General features: G+C 41.2%; 11 protein-coding genes, 1 tRNA gene and 2 pseudogenes. 5 read left to right on the forward strand and 9 right to left on the reverse strand.

Annotation, left to right across the window (positions count from 1 at the left end):
* Positions 1 to 40: 40 nt before the first annotated feature.
* Entirely contained in the window at positions 41 to 376 is a 336-nt protein-coding gene (gene uspB, locus P3L44_RS00500; RefSeq protein WP_004906561.1) for a universal stress protein UspB, read from the reverse strand.
* Positions 377 to 826: 450 nt separating this feature from the next.
* Between uspB and uspA the strand changes: the two genes are divergently transcribed.
* Positions 827 to 1,261, forward strand: a complete 435-nt coding sequence (uspA, locus tag P3L44_RS00505; protein ID WP_004263149.1) for a universal stress protein UspA — start codon at positions 827 to 829, stop codon at positions 1,259 to 1,261.
* A gap of 266 nt (positions 1,262 to 1,527) precedes the next feature.
* Positions 1,528 to 2,862 (forward strand): NADP-specific glutamate dehydrogenase, encoded by a 1,335-nt coding sequence (gene gdhA / locus P3L44_RS00510; protein ID WP_272662745.1) that lies wholly within the window; start codon positions 1,528 to 1,530, stop codon positions 2,860 to 2,862.
* Between the two features lie 83 nt (positions 2,863 to 2,945).
* Here gdhA and rsmJ read toward each other — a convergent pair whose 3' ends face one another.
* Positions 2,946 to 3,716, reverse strand: coding sequence for a 16S rRNA (guanine(1516)-N(2))-methyltransferase RsmJ (gene rsmJ / locus P3L44_RS00515; RefSeq protein WP_272662743.1), 771 nt, complete (start codon positions 3,714 to 3,716; stop codon positions 2,946 to 2,948).
* Positions 3,709 to 5,751: an oligopeptidase A gene (gene prlC / locus P3L44_RS00520; protein ID WP_215954337.1), complete on the reverse strand. Its 2,043-nt coding sequence runs from the start codon at positions 5,749 to 5,751 to the stop codon at positions 3,709 to 3,711. Before prlC ends, rsmJ begins: the two co-directional genes overlap by 8 nt.
* Positions 5,752 to 6,067: 316 nt before the next feature.
* Here prlC and P3L44_RS00525 point away from each other — a divergent pair.
* The 3 genes and pseudogenes from P3L44_RS00525 to P3L44_RS00535 all read left to right on the forward strand — a co-directional run bounded on the left by P3L44_RS00525 (position 6,068) and on the right by P3L44_RS00535 (position 8,317).
* Positions 6,068 to 6,162, forward strand: a tRNA-Sec gene (locus tag P3L44_RS00525).
* 322 nt (positions 6,163 to 6,484) lie between these two features.
* A pseudogene (locus P3L44_RS00530) lies at positions 6,485 to 7,390 on the forward strand (tyrosine-type recombinase/integrase); the annotation flags it as partial.
* A 342-nt stretch (positions 7,391 to 7,732) separates the two neighbouring features.
* Positions 7,733 to 8,317, forward strand: a complete 585-nt coding sequence (locus P3L44_RS00535) for an antirestriction protein ArdA (RefSeq protein WP_215954338.1) — start codon at positions 7,733 to 7,735, stop codon at positions 8,315 to 8,317.
* A 682-nt stretch (positions 8,318 to 8,999) separates the two neighbouring features.
* Here the strand turns inward: P3L44_RS00535 and P3L44_RS00540 are convergent.
* The 6 genes and pseudogenes from P3L44_RS00540 to P3L44_RS00565 form a co-directional block, all read right to left on the reverse strand.
* Positions 9,000 to 9,911, reverse strand: coding sequence for a hypothetical protein (locus P3L44_RS00540; RefSeq protein WP_215954339.1), 912 nt, complete (start codon positions 9,909 to 9,911; stop codon positions 9,000 to 9,002).
* A complete protein-coding gene (locus P3L44_RS00545; RefSeq protein WP_272670042.1) occupies positions 9,880 to 11,496 on the reverse strand; it encodes a hypothetical protein in 1,617 nt (538 codons plus the stop codon). Before P3L44_RS00545 ends, P3L44_RS00540 begins: the two co-directional genes overlap by 32 nt.
* A 238-nt stretch (positions 11,497 to 11,734) precedes the next feature.
* On the reverse strand, positions 11,735 to 12,004 hold the full coding sequence (locus P3L44_RS00550) for a type VI secretion system PAAR protein (RefSeq protein WP_215954341.1): 270 nt from the start codon (positions 12,002 to 12,004) through the stop codon (positions 11,735 to 11,737).
* Positions 12,005 to 12,133: 129 nt separating this feature from the next.
* Positions 12,134 to 13,081 (reverse strand): DUF4123 domain-containing protein, encoded by a 948-nt coding sequence (locus P3L44_RS00555; RefSeq protein ID WP_215954342.1) that lies wholly within the window; start codon positions 13,079 to 13,081, stop codon positions 12,134 to 12,136.
* Positions 13,074 to 15,181: pseudogene (locus P3L44_RS00560) on the reverse strand (type VI secretion system Vgr family protein). The gene P3L44_RS00555 and the pseudogene P3L44_RS00560 overlap by 8 nt, the downstream one beginning before the upstream one ends.
* Before the next feature lie 69 nt (positions 15,182 to 15,250).
* Positions 15,251 to 15,769 carry an Hcp family type VI secretion system effector gene (locus tag P3L44_RS00565; RefSeq protein ID WP_004246976.1) on the reverse strand — a complete coding sequence of 173 codons (519 nt, stop codon included), beginning with the start codon at positions 15,767 to 15,769 and terminating at the stop codon, positions 15,251 to 15,253.
* Between the last annotated feature and the right edge of the window lie 263 nt (positions 15,770 to 16,032).

Here is a 16,032-nt window from a genome sequence, read left to right on the forward strand (position 1 = left end):
AGGCCATCACTATTTTTTCATTAGAAAGTTACGATCACAGTTAACCTGTTATCAATAAATACGCTAAACTCACGATAACAAGTATGCTGAGCCTGCTTATCATCATGAATTGCTTACGGATTCGCTCACAACGCAAAATAACTTCTGGGTCGTAATGTTCCAGATATTGTTTATTATTTATGTATCGAACTAACCGCAGTTGTTTGTTCAGTTGGCCGTGTGTAGTAAAAAAACCATTACCATCAACGGATTGATAAAGCAGGGGATCTGAATCCCTTAGAATAGACAATAAAACACGAACGGAAGAAAAGTACCGCATCATATTTAAGATACACAAAATGCATAATGCCCAAAACAATGCAATCATACTGAACATAATCCTCTCCTTAGAACCTAGCTCAAGCTCACAGCAATTGTCGCAAAGGAAATACAGCAGAAAAATTATACTTATACTCAGTTATTTTATTGTAGGATAAATTATTGTTTAAAAAAAGTGCAATTAGCGCAAATTTGTGATGACCTTTTGTTTATATTGAAGAAAATAAACCTGAGTTACTGAACTTTAATATCACAGTTTGCTGGGCAACTTTGTTGTTTTACTAAGCTAAAGAGTCTCCATAACTCGAATTTTTTAGGGCAATATATTAATATTGAATGAATGATGTTATTGTTTTATAAAATGTTATATGAAGTGATGATTTTAAGGTTAATCTGCTTAGATGTGATCAAAGCAACACTTAATAATCACAATTAGCAGGTATAGTATTCATAAAGATGTGGTGAAGGCATAACCACCAGATAATCAGCATTCGGAAGGAGTTTACTTATGGCTTACAAACATATTCTCGTTGCGGTAGATTTATCACCTGAAAGTAAAGTATTACTGGATAAGGCTGTCTCTATGGCAAAACCTTACGGGGCCAAAGTATCTATGATCCATGTTGATGTTAACTATTCAGACCTCTATACCGGTCTTATTGATGTCAATCTTGGTGACATGCAGCAACGTATTACTGATGAAACGCGTAATGCTCTGAAAGATTTGTCTGCAGGTGCAGGTTATGAAATTCAAGAAACACTCAGCGGTAGTGGTGATCTAGGCCAAGTACTTGTGGACGCGATTAAGAAATACAATATGGATTTAGTGGTCTGTGGGCATCACCAAGATTTCTGGAGCAAGCTGATGTCATCTGCTCGCCAGTTAATCAATACTGTTCATGTGGATATGTTGATTGTGCCACTAAATGATGATGAAGAATAATCCATATCACTCAATTTGAAATATTATTCACTGAAAACGCTTGCTTATGCAGGCGTTTTTTTTGTTTCAAAATATGTATTTTGAGGGAGTTATTGGCAGGTCAAGCAATTTATTTTGCTATAGAGTGAAAAAAAACCTTGAATTTAGAATACAAACTAATGATATATTCAATAGGCAAACACAAATCAACCTCACATTTCCTAAAAATAATGATAAGAAAGAGTGAGGCACATCACAACAACTACATGTTAAAAAGGAAGACATAGATGACACAATCACTATCTTCGTTCTTGGAGTCTGTCCAAAAAAGAGACCCTTCTCAACCTGAATTTCTACAAGCCGTGCGTGAAGTATTCACTTCCCTTTGGCCGTTCTTAGAGCAAAATGCTAAGTATCGTGACCAAGCATTACTTGAACGTTTTGTTGAACCTGAGCGTGTAATTCAATTTCGAGTATGTTGGGTAGACGACCAAGGTAAAGTTCAAGTTAACCGTGCATGGCGTGTGCAATTTAGCTCTGCAATCGGCCCATTCAAAGGTGGTATGCGTTTTCACCCATCTGTGAATTTATCTATCCTGAAATTCTTAGGCTTCGAACAAACACTGAAAAATGCTTTGACCACATTGCCAATGGGTGGTGGTAAAGGTGGCTCTGACTTTGATCCTAAAGGTAAAAGTCATGGTGAAGTGATGCGTTTCTGCCAAGCATTGATGACAGAACTCTATCGCCATATTGGTTCAAATACTGACGTCCCAGCAGGGGATATTGGTGTTGGTGGCCGTGAAGTGGGCTTTATGACAGGTATGATGAAAAAGCTGTCTAATGACACTTCTTGTGTATTTACCGGTAAAGGATTGTCTTTTGGTGGTAGTTTAATTCGCCCTGAAGCAACCGGTTACGGTTTGGTTTACTTCACAAATGCGATGCTAAAACGTCATGGCCTAGGCTTTGAAGGGATGCGTGTCGCGGTTTCTGGTTCTGGTAACGTTGCGCAGTACACCATTGAAAAATGTATGGAGCTAGGTGCCAAAGTGGTTACAGCTTCCGATTCAAGCGGTACTGTAGTTGATGAAGACGGCTTTACAACAGAAAAACTCGCACGTTTGGAAGAAATCAAAAACAACTATGGTCGTATTGAAGAATATGCAAAAGAGTTTGGCTTAACTTACTTAGCGGGTCAGCAACCATGGAATGTTCCTGTCGATATCGCTCTGCCATGTGCAACACAAAATGAGCTGGATGTTGATGCAGCAAAAGTGTTAATCAAAAACGGCGTTAAAGCGGTCGCTGAAGGGGCTAATATGCCAACGACTATTCCTGCAACTGAGCTGTTCCTTGAAGCAGGAGTGCTGTTTGCGCCAGGTAAAGCGGCTAACGCAGGTGGTGTGGCAACCTCAGGTCTTGAGATGGCTCAAAATGCGGTTCGTCTAGGTTGGAAAGCAGAGAAAGTTGACGCCCGTCTGCATCACATCATGTTGGATATCCACCAGCACTGTGTGGAGTTCGGTGGTGAAGAGAAACAAACTAACTATGTTCAAGGCGCTAACATCGCGGGCTTCGTAAAAGTCGCAGATGCAATGCTTGGGCAGGGTGTGTTGTAATCTTCTGACCTCAAAACGTACGCGAAAGGGCGGCTGTATCATACTGATAAATTCACCTGTACATACGCCCTTCGCCGTTACGTTTATTCGCTATTTTTAATGCATGGATAGATATCAAACCGATGGTTTTTAGTGGTAACCGCTGATGGCGCTTTTTGTCCCGCAAGGGGCTCCGCGTAGTCAGGGCGCTTAACAACCACTCTACGTTTAGCCAAAGCAATCGCAGGGGCTAATAATGAATCTGCATCATCATCTGCTCCTACCAATGACTGAAATACTCGCATTTCTTTCTTCACTAAAGCACTTTTTTGCCGATGAGGGTACATCGGATCAAGATAGATAACATCAGGGGCATGGGTTATCTCACTCAGTGCTGTAATACTGGATGCATGAATCAATGACATTCGCTCTTGTAACCATGGGCCAATTTCTGCATCTTGGTAGCCTCGTTGTAAACCATCATCCAATAGAGCAGCAACCACAGGGTGGCGCTCCAACATACGGACATGGCAACCGAGAGCGGCTAGAACAAAGGCATCACGCCCTAGGCCAGCAGTGGCATCAACCACATCGGGAATATAATCTTTTTTGATTCCCACAGCTTTGGCGACCGCTTCACCGCGACCTCCACCAAATTTGCGACGATGGGCCATCGCCCCAGAGACGAAATTAACAAAAATCCCACCTAATTTAGGCTCATCTAGTTTGCGCAGTTGTAAGTTTTCAGGCGTAAGTACAACCGCCATAATGGCATCAGGGGTATGAGAAAGTTGCCATTTTTCAGAAAGTTGAGAAAGAGTGCCGGGATCGGCACCCTCTTCGCAGATCAATTGGATCTCAATACGATTAGCCATGAATACCATAGCTCTTCAACATGGCATCTAATTCTGGTTTGCGACCACGGAAGCGTTCAAACAGCGCCATTGGCTCTTCTGAGCCACCACGACTTAAGATATTGTCGAGGAAAGACTGACCTGTTTGACGGTTAAAGATGCCTTCTTCACTGAAACGTGAGTATGCATCTGCCGCAAGCACATCTGCCCATAAGTAGCTGTAATAGCCAGCTGCATAGCCACCTGCGAAAATATGGCTAAAAGCATGTGGAAAGCGCGACCATTTTGGTGAAGGAACCACAGCGACTTTATCTTTAATCGCATATAGCGTTGGCATGACTTGCGCACCTTTGGCTGGGTCATACTCAGCATGTAAGGTGAAATCAAACAGGCCAAACTCTAACTGGCGTAGAACAAACATAGCTGATTGGTAGTTCTTCGCCGCTAACATACTATTGAGCATTTCTGTTGGTAATGGCTCGCCTGTTTCATAATGGCCGGAAATAAATTCGAGGGCTTCAGGCTCCCAGCACCAGTTTTCCATAAACTGACTTGGTAACTCGACAGCATCCCATGGTACACCGTTAATCCCTGCGACATCTGCAACATCAATTTGCGTTAACATATGATGTAAGCCGTGACCAAATTCGTGGAATAAGGTAGTGACTTCATTATGAGTAAACAGTGCGGGTTTATCGCCAAGTGGTTTATTGAAGTTACAGGTTAAATAGGCTACAGGATTTTGTAATGAGCCGTCTTTATGCACCATACGGCCAACACAATCGTCCATCCAAGCTCCACCGCGTTTATGTTCGCGAGCATAGAGGTCTAGGTAGAAGCTGCCGCGTAAGGTATTGGTTTCATCATAGAGTTCAAAGAAACGCACATCTTTATGCCATGTTTCTACATCATTGCGTTCTTTGGCAGTTAAACCATAAATGCGATGAACAACTTCGAACAAGCCATTCAGGACGCGTTGTTCAGGGAAATATGGGCGCAATTGTTCATCATTTAATGAGAATTTATGCTGTTTTTGTTTTTCGCTGTAATAGGCTAAATCCCAAGATTCAAGCGTATCGACACCATAATGTTCTTTAGCAAAAGCCGTCAGTTCAGCCAGTTCATTTTCCCCTTGCTGATGAGCACGGTCAGCTAAATCATTGAGGAAATTCAGCACTTGCTCTGGCGATTCGGCCATTTTGGTCGCTAGGGATTTTTCTGCGTAGTTTTTAAAACCTAATAATTGCGCTAGCTCGTGGCGTAAAGCCATCAGTTCATCAATTAATTCGCTGTTATCCCATTTACCCGCATTTGGGCCTTGGTCAGACGCACGGGTGCTATATGCATGGCTCATCTCACGACGTAATTCTGCGTTATCAGCATAGGTCATAACAGGTAAATAGCTTGGCATATCGAGAGTGAGTAAGTAGCCTTCTTCACCTTTTGATTCAGCCATGGCTTTTGCTGCAGCAATGGCGCTTTCTGGCATACCCGCTAATTCTTTTTCGTCTTTAATGAGCTTACTCCACCCCATGGTCGCATCAAGCACGTTATTGCCAAACTTAGACGCTATCTCCGACAAACGTGCCACAATTTCACCATAACGTTGCTGTTTTTCAGCAGGTAAGCCAATGCCGGATAACTCAAAATCGCGTAAGGTATTTTCGATGGATTTACGTTGAGCTTGGCTAAGGGAATTAAATTCAGCCCCTTCTTTTAATGACTTATATGCTTGATATAAAGGCTCATGTTGCCCCATCCAAGTACTGAATTCAGACAGTAACGGCAAGCATTTTTCATACTCTTCGCGCAGTTCTGGGCTGTTTTTCACGGAGTGTAAATGACTCACTGGTGACCAAACACGAGACAGCTTATCACTGGCTTCTTCTAAAGGTTGGCACAGGTTGCCCCAAGTGTATTGATCCGTTGCACTCAGCAGGTTTTCTACTGTTTGGCGATATTCATTGAGTACGTGTTGGACCGCGGGAAAAATATCCGCAGGCTCTATAGTAGAAAAACGGGGTAGTGCGGAATCGGCTAATAATGAATTTGTCATAAAACATCCTGTGATTGCAGGCTTGTGCTCGTAGGCCAAGGCTTACTGTATTGACAATAAAAGTTAAATGGCGAACTTATACCCAAATAGGGTTAATGTTATGGATCATATAACCAGTACGCCATAGCGAATATAAGAAAGTATATGGGGGCAGATGTACAAACCTCAATATCAATCTAACGTTTTTTCTTATTAACACTTATCAATAAATGGGTTTTTTGTTGGCTTTTATCAATAAAGGTGATAGTTGCAGTTTCAATGCTTTAGAAAATAATGGATTCAGTCTATAATCATGCTCCAATCTATAGGTTATAGAGGAAGATCGTCGTCTCCGGTGAGGCGGCTGGATTTCAAATCCAGTTGGGGCTGCCAGCAGTCCCGGGCAGGTTCGACTCCTGTGATCTTCCGCCAAACGCAGTTTCTGAACTTCTTCCAAAAGCCATATCTTCTTTGAAAATCAATAAGATTAACCACCTCAAAGTCTGTCTGATTCTCCCCTTGTTTACTGGTTTCTACCCCTGTTTGGGGGCAAAATTGGGGGCATAATTTTCCCCTATTTTTGGATGCCCCCACAATGAAGCTTTACGCCTGCCAGGTAGCGGCCTCAAGGCCAATGGTAACCCCCTATAAAATGACCTATGGAGGGGGGACACACTAGTTTCATTAGCTGATGCACGAAAAAATTGCTGGTTCAAAATAAAGTTCAAGTAAATAAAAACATTTAGCCTCTGAAAGTACCTTTGAAGCAGTTGCTCGTGAATGGCACACCTCTAAAGCAGATCGTTGGTCACTACGTTATCGTGATGAAATTATTGATACCTTTGAAAAGGATATCTTTCCTTATATTGGTAAGCGTCCGATCGCAGAGATTAAGCTCCTAGAGCTACTTGAAACCTTGCGTAAGATGGAAAAACGCGGAGCCTTAGAGAAGATGCGCAAAGTCCGCCAGCGCTGCGGTGAGGTCTTTCGCTATGCAATTATTACTGGTCGAGCGCAATATAACCCAGCTCCTGATCTGGCTTCTGCTCTAACTCCACCGAAGAAACAACACTTTCCATTTTTAACCGCTGAAGAGTTACCTTATTTTCTAAAGGATTTAGCAGGGTATACAGGCAGTGTGATCACCAAAACGGCAACTAAAATTATTCTCCTGACAGCTGTACGTACACAAGAGCTCCGCTTTGCGCGTTGGCAGGATATTGATCTAGAAAAAGGGATTTGGGAAATTCCTGCTGAAGTGATGAAAATGAAGCGACCACATGTAGTGCCATTATCTAAACAGGTGATTGAGCTGTTTAATTCACTCAAACCACTATCAGGGCATTATGAGCTTGTGTTTATAGGCCGTAATGACCATAGAAAACCGATTAGTAAGGAAAGCGTAAATCAGGTTATTGAGTTGTTGGGGTATAAAGGAAGACTAACAGGGCATGGCTTCCGCCACACGATGAGCACGATCTTGCATGAGAAAGGATTTAATTCAGCATGGATTGAAACCCAGCTCGCGCATATCGATAAGAATGCGATCCGTGGTACGTATAACCATGCTCAGTATATGGATGGGCGCAGGGAAATGATGCAGTGGTATGCTGACTACATGGATTCTCTGGAAAGCCAAAGTAAAGCAATTTTAGAATAGATTACGACTAAAACTATAATCACGGATGCCTTTTGATTCTAAACATCTTATTTCTTAATACTTATCCCACCAAAAGTAAGAGCCTCTGTCCTGATGGACAGGAGCTTTTTTCGTTTTAACTAACGTAAAAGTAAATCATGGTAGAAAACATAACGCATTATCGGATCTGTGGGTCTGCTCATCATCTTGATCTAAAACGATATTAATCACGTTTTAAAGCAGATTGTCTGTTTTCAGCTGATGGGGATTTTATATCAACATCGTCTTCTAAAGGGAAATAGATCTCTTTCTCAAAATATCTCCATTAATTAAAACACAATACACCAATAATAGGACATTAATATGCACATGACGGAAACGGCTTCCCAATGCCTAAAATCAGGGGTTATTTCTGTTTTCATCACGAATTTAGGAAAATATAACGAAGGCGAACTAGTTGGTGAGTGGCTTGAGCTTCCAGCAACCTCAAAAGAGATCGAACACTGTTTAGTGCGGATTGGCATTGATGGTATTCACTATGAAGAGTATTTCTTGACCGACTATGAATCCTCAATTGATGGCCTTTCGTCCTACATTTCAGAATACAGCCTTTTAGATGAGTTGAACGAGTTAGCTACGCAATTAGCTATGTTATCGCCTGATGAAATTGACCTTTATCAGGCGGCAATTGAAATCGGTTCTTCAGTGAGTTCAATTCATGATTTAATTCATTTAGCGGATAACTTGGATTCTTTCCGGCAATTAGCGGGGGTCAATAATGAATATGATTTAGGTTATTACTGGATAGAAGAAAGTGGTTGTTATGATTTAGCACAACTTGGTCACTTATCACACTACTTTGACTATGAACGCTATGGACGTGATGTTTGTCTTGAACAAGGAGGAATTTTTCACAGTGGAGGATATGTTTATCATACGAGTGGGTAGATAGGATAACAGAATGAGAATCAAACCGCTTTCATCCCTTAAGGCGGGAAATAAAGAATGCTGTGGTATCACAATGACATCCATAAAGATGGCTATTTGTGGTATTCTTTTTTTATTTAATTCAAACTATTAAATGAATACTTATCTTCCTATGCTGACAAGCACAAATCAAGATGAACTTAAGCGCTTATTCATGGCTATTCCAATGCGTCATCGGGTACATCAACAACATCACTTAAGAGATCATCGGCTTGGGCGGAAATAAACTGTTTTAAAAACTGTTCAATACGCATATTTAGCTTAAACGGAGGAAATGCCGTATCATCTGGTTTTTCAAAGTAAGCCTTGGCACCTTCTTTATTTATTGTATTTTATAATGCGTCGAAACGACCAAAGTTGTTAAGGTTTTTCTCGATTATGTTATCAGACATTAATGCAATAAATAGCCCTTTATCGATCTACATATTGAATACATGACTAAATAAAGGAAAATATTTTCATCGGATGATTTAATAAAAAATTATTTGTTTAACTATTATAAATGCATCACAAAAGTGGACCATGTCGCTACAAAATTGACATTCAGCAATGAACTGGTTTATGACCCACTTTGATGGTCTGGTCAATGGCCACCTATAAATAGCACATTGATAAATTACACAAAATCATTCACAGGCTCAGTTTATTTAATAACGGTTACCTTACCATTGATTATAGATAAATAAGGTGTCAGTGAAAAAATATCCTCATCATCATTTTCTATGATCAGCGGCGATATCCTATCATACTCTGTTTCAAATCGAAAAATACGTCCATTCATATATGAATTAAGTTTATAAACGTCCCAATTAATAGGAATTGCTTTGTAACCATCATTAAAAAAACGCTTAAATGGCATAGATTCCCACATTTTTTGTGGTGTACTACCTTGTTCTATTGCTAATGAATGCCACATTCCTTCTGTTTTTTGGTATATGATGTTCAAATTTTGATTTTTAAAATCATTTTGCAATGAGACATAAAATTCTTTTATGGCAGGAATATCTTTTTCCGTCATAGGCCTTGCAGTTGTCCATGCCCAATCAGGTAGATTAGAAGCATAAAAAGATTGAGTAACTTCAATCATACCTTTCTCTTCATCATCCGCTCTTGGACTATCACCAAAATAAGCTATCTTCCTTGGGTTAAAATTAGGATCAACCGAAATTTTACCGTCTTCAACTATAAGTTTAACACCTGAAACTGGAGATTTTTCGTTTGCTTCGGTCACAATTGCTGAGCACCACATATTGCTAGTTACTTTATGATCACCTTTTAATGAATCATTTAACATCGTAATACTAAGTGTATTATCACCATTTTGCAGATATGAGCTAATAGTTTTTCCGCTAGTAAAGTTATTTTCAGTCATTCCTACATTATCCATAACTAACATGTCATTGATCTTAACAAAGCATAATGCATCATTAGTATTAAAATTAACGATATAATTTTTTTTAATTTTTTCTTCTGCATTTAAATTATTCATAATACCCACCATCCCCACAAAAAAAAATACAATTTTAACCCAATACAAAACGCCAGTCTGATTCATCTTTATTCAGCTCCTCGTAAATAATCCATTCTTTATAACCACCAGTTGTGTTAGTGCTAGTTAGGGAACTATTTCTCCTTCTATTTTTCCCGACTCCATATTTAGTATAAACCTTCGCTTTAATGCCTTCGTGATAAATAACAACTGTTAAATCGTCCCCTTTTTCTTTGTCAAAAGCGATATTTAGTTTAGCCGCAATTTCAGCGCCAGCTTCAAAAAAGCCTTGTATTCCCCAATAGTTAATGCCTGCTTCCAAGTGCGCATTACCGATTAATTCACCTTGAATTTCAATATCTCGTCCGTCAGACTCAAACTCACCTTCATCGTCAGTTTTAAATTTAAAATTACCATGTAATCCGCAGCTAAACGTGAGTTCAAGCACCATTTTGGCATAAGCACCTTCGTTGCCTTCCTTAACAGCTTCTTCATTTTTCTCGAGGAATTCTCGTGCATTGTTAACAACAAAATCAACATGTGCATAGGTAGCAAAAGCGGTTAATAGGTCTACAGTAATTTGAAAACCAAATAGAGGCGCAAAACCAACCGAAACATTCCCTTGAGTAATAACACCATAATTTGAAGATTGATGTGTTTTTATTCCGCCTTCTATTTTTAGTACTGGATAGCAGAATTCAGTTGAAACCAAGGGATATTGCACTCTATTTCCTGAGCTTAATACAGAATTGATTTTATTAAATGCAGTATCAATACTATTTGTTAAGTTGAGCTTATTCTTATTTGTAAGAAACTCTTTTTTAAGCTCTGTGTTAAAGGCGACTGTTTCATCACCTATAATACTAGTGATCTCACCTTTAATACCTAATCCAGTTTTAATACCGTATTTTTTTGTGTGCTTAGTCCAGCCACTGTGCGTTGGTCTGTATCCTCTCGCTACATTATTTGCTGTTTGTTCAGCTTTTCGAGCTTCGTTACTCTTTTCCTCTAATGCAGATTCAAGGCCGATCTCAACACTAACTTTAAATTCACGGTATAAAATAAGATCAAATTGAGCGGATGCTAGATGCTTTTTTCCTTCTTTAAAAAGTAAAGCAGTACCATGAGTCATTGGGTTAAGTGTCACTTGGAGTAATTTTATGGCATTGGGAACGGTCAGAAATGGCGCCGCTCCACATTCTGATAATCTCATACCATACCTTTGACGATAACGAGGGTCATCAGTGAAACCTTTTCGATAAATAAAACTATCAAGCATAGATATTGGATTGTTTTCCCCGAAAGAAAACTCAGATGTTCTTTTGGTATAAACAAGGACATCATCAAATACTTTCTGTGGGGAAAAATCCCCATAGAGCGAACCATTTTCATTAAATACGTTCCCAATAGGGCAGTTAGGATTATGCGAAATACAACCTTTTGGTGTAGCCATTAACTTTAATGGAACCGTTTTACCTTTTTTAGGTTCTATTAGATAAGTAAATCGCCTAAAAAAATGTTGTTCTTGACGGTATATTTCAGTTTTCCCATCAAAATTTATTGTGGCTTCTAAAGTACAGTTTGTGGGGATATTGCATGATTGGCAAATATTCGCAAATACACTTGACTGTTGATTTTCAGATGAAGACATCATAATCCCTTACTTAGCTTTAGGTATTACAAGGTAGACTGTAAATACATAAGTTAAATATTAGTTTTAACTTAACATAAGAGTGCTTAGGCAAGCTTCCGCAGTAGCCCCAGTTTAGAAATGTCACGTTTCGGTATTGTAAAAAAATAAACCTCTGCCGAGATAAAGACATTAAAAATGTTGGTGACTATGCTAGATAAAAAATTAAATCCCTGAAGGTTATATTCGTTTCTATCAATTAACTAATCGTTACCGACGAGTTACCCATTAATACACCACCGCAGCTTACCGGATCGCCAGTTCGAGCCGCAGGCTTACCATCAATAAATACACTACTCGAACCACCAACGATAGTTCTTGAATGCCCACCGTGAGGCGCTAACGCATCTCCTTGCCGAGCAACCGCTTTACCATCGACTTTTACTGTTGGAGAACCTGTAATCACTTGGGTTGGGCCATGTTTTCCATGGCCTGTATCAGAATCACCAATAAGGATAATGTTTGGCATAAATTAATTCCTTATCGAACAATCGTCACTTATCCATTAATAATGGATAAGTAGAGATAGTAGTGAAATATGAGTCCCTCAGGACTAACTAGTTTTATTGGTAATAGCCGGTTAGGCACTACAATCTCCTTACGCACTGTACTGCCGATAAAAATCTGGAATGGTATTTATTAACATCATCGATAACTTTTCAATTTTATAAAAGTCCATTGCATCCGTTATTGATAAAATCACACGCCATTCCGAAGGAAGAGAATCCACATCATATATTTCGTAATAGACAAGAAGATAACAAAATAGACTTATTGATTTTTCGTGATTGATATCGTGTTCATAACAAATATCTACGATCCTTTTTGCATACTCAAAGTAAAATGCCCATGTTTTTTCATGACACAAATCTGACGTAAAATATTTTAATGAACGTATTTTGGGATTACAGATAGTTTGCAAGATTAAACTTTCAATCGTTTCATGTTCTTTTTGGGTCTGATATTTTTCAGTTGCTCGAACAAAAAAAAGTGCCATTTTCGCTGTTAGTAACGCTATTTTTTGTTGAGATAATAATTTCATTTCTGCATCAGTAAAACGCATCAGCTTGCCCCCGAGCTTCGCATTATCCGGAAATCCGCGGCGCTCACGCTCAAAGCGGGAAGCGGTTTCCTCTCCCCATAACAACGTCTTCAGCTGCGTGATAGGACCTAAAAATACATGCAATCGCCAGTTATCAAAGGTTCCAAGCACATCCCACACATTGCGAGGGTCATAAAAACGCCAAAAGACCGGCTTTTCTTGTCCCGGTATCATCACCATCAAGTATTTGCGCAGATGCTGACGTAACTCACGCATGGTTGCGTGCGTATAAACATAAATTCCCCAAGGCGTCTCTCGCGTACTTAACCAGCGTTGCACCTCTTCGGTCACTTCCACTAAATAGGGCGCTAATGACACAATTTCAGGTTGAATCGGTTCGCTGTATAAGCAACTCGCCGGCGGTTCGTGCTCGGCGAACAAATTAAAGACATCGGGCTCGGAAGCTGCATCGATAATGGCATAGCACGTTTCAGGTTTAACCATTTTCCGCCTCCTCTTGCCCTTCCTTCATGGGACAATGCGCCACAAAGGCCGCGCCACTGCTCGCAGCGGCTTTAAGTACCGCAGGGTTAGTTGCTTGCAGGATATCCCCAGGGCTTCCCCCTGAATTTAAGTTTATCGCCGGTCCTTTAATATCCACGCCACCGCTGTGAACAACGACAAAGCTTCCGCCCACTTTTAACGTGATTTTACTGCTGCTTTGTAAGGTGATATCCCCTTGTGCATTCACGCTGACCACACCTTGTATTGCCTTAACCAAATCCCCCTCAACCGAAAGGTGGTGGTCTCCTTCCACTTTATCTTGGTAGTTACCGGTTGTTTTGTGCGCTTGATTACCTTCAACCGTCACGGTCCGATTACTGGCAACAACCAGTTCATCGTTATGACCAATACTGGTTGTCCGGTCGTAATTAATCCGTTCACCCCGTGAGTTCAGCACATTGATGGCCAAATTCTTTTGCGCATGCAGATAGATTTCTTCTTGGCCTGCTTCATCTTCAAAACGCAACTCATTAAAGCCATCCCCTTTGTGGGTTTTGGTGCGAAACGTCGTGCGCGTTTTGTGTTTCGGTAAATCAATAGGGGGACGATTACGGCCATTATAGGTACAGCCTGTAATAATCGGTTTATCTATATCATTGTTAAGGTAAGAAATAATCACTTCTTGCCCAATTCTGGGGATGGACATAAACCCAAAGCCATCGCCGTTCCAACCGTGGGCGACTCGCACCCAACAAGACGCGCTATGGTCAGGTTTGCCGCGCCTGTCCCAATGGAAATAGACGGTCACGGCACCCTGCGCATTGGTATAAATTTCTTCACCCGGTGGCCCGACGACGGTAGCCAGCTCATCCCCATCCGCTGTGGGTTTATACCGATAGGGCGGTCGCCATTCTTGAGTGCTAGGCACAAAGGACAGCTGGTTACTCAATTGAGTCCCTTCACCGCCACTGTTATCAGCAAGAGGTTGCACACCGTGATGGGATACGCTAATCACTTGCCACGTCGTATTCATTCGAGGGCTAGGATGGTTAGACAAGGTAAAAATACGCCCCGGTGCTAACTCAATGCAGTTCGTCGTAGCCGTTCCTACTTGACGCTGGTTTTGCGATTGCTCGTAACGAATTTGGTTTAAGGGTTTACCTTCTGCATCTTCTTGAAAGCGACCGTAACTTTCAAACACTTCATGTTGCTGATGGACTTCGCCGGTGACTTTATGGCTCAGTGGGTAAGAGGGCCTGAGTTGATTGTAGTCTTTATCCACGCGAATATCGCTGCACAACTGCTCGGCATAGCGCCATGTGGTGGCGGTGCTGTCGGTGATATCCGTTTCAGATTGCGGATTATAGGTGAGCGATATCCCCGCTTTCATGCCTAAATGACGGTCACTGTAAAACAGTTGTGGGCCTTCTTCGAACCAGTAATTAATTCCCTCTTCGGCAGCAAGCCGACACCAGAATTCATACAGGGTTTCACGCTTTTGAGTGATGTACTCGCGTTTCAGATGCTCTTCGGGTGATAAAGCTGTTTATCAAATTTGATATGAGACTCGCTCAATAGCGTCTCAAGAATGTTCGGCACCGTCATATTTTGGAAAATGCGGCTGTCTTGCTTAAGCGTCATCACCCACATTTCAGGGCGTATCACAAAGTGATACCAGGTTTTAACCCCATCGGTATTCCCTTGTTCAGCCCCCGCTAAAATCCCTTGTACCGTGCGAAGAATTTTTCCATCTCGTTTTACGGTCAGCGAGGAGGCCACACCCAATACTGTTTGAAAATCAATCTCGGGTAACGGGCTGACCGCCTGAATCGACAGTGAAAAGAGTTGGGAAAGCCCTTCTTGTAAATCAAATTGCGTGACTTGAAAGGTATTTTCAGGTAGCCCACCAATCGTACAAGTGAATACTAATCCTGTCCCCATTTCGCCATTCATAATACGCTCTAGCAGTTGCCCATGGGCTTCTTGCAAGGCTTGGTCTTGTGCATAGGTTCTGCCACCCGCATACCCACCACCGTGAATAAGTGGGTTATTTTCGGGGCTGCCAAGTCGTTTGTTTTTATTGGGGTCTTTCCAAGACATGGGAGTTTCCTCTACAGGAGAAAAAGCTAAAAACGCAAACGAGCCTCGAAAGGCTCGCTAAATTCGAACTTACGCTTCGAGCGGCGCACGCCAGTCATCGGCACCGGATGTGCCTGCAACGGTGTGTTCCCAATCGATTTTGCGGTAAGACAGAGAGACTTCGATTAACTGCGTGAAATCCGCTTTTGCGGGGTCTTGGCAGTGCGGCATTTGGCAATCGATATTCACGATAGTCGCATCCGTTAATGTGGTGGTGAAGAAATGCTCTTGCTTGCCTTCAACCGATGTGCGGTACCATTTGAGTTCCACTTTCGGCAGCATTTCACCCGAGGCTAATGCGTTATACAGCAGCGGAACGGCTTTATTTAACGCCACGGTGAAACGGAACGGCTTGTGCGCACGTTGGCCTGAAGGCTGGCCGGATTGTGGGTCTGTCGGTACAGTCACAACGTGAGAAAACTCTTGCACTAACATTTGGTCTTCATGACCTTGCACATAGATGTTACCCACTGAATCGGCAGTAAATGCACCGGCAGTGATGTTGCCTTGGGTTTTTCCTTCAATGGAAATATAACATGGAGTTGGCATAGCGATATCCTTTATCCAGAATGACAAATTGGGTTAAGTCGAAATAATTATCGATTAATTTCCGTCATCTCAGCCAGTGCGCACGGTAAGATTTGAGTTAAGGATAATAAAAGCTTATGAATGGACTGTAAACCGGAGGGCCAGTTTGTATCTCTCTAGGATAAGTGACTTAGCGTAAACGGGTTGAAATATCGCTATATAATTCCAGAAAAACACCAAAAACGAATCATAACAAAACAATCATCGAGCAAAAAATAGACCAA

The sequence above is a fragment of the Providencia sp. PROV175 genome (assembly GCF_032707045.1).
In the GTDB taxonomy this organism is placed as follows: domain Bacteria; phylum Pseudomonadota; class Gammaproteobacteria; order Enterobacterales; family Enterobacteriaceae; genus Providencia; species Providencia hangzhouensis.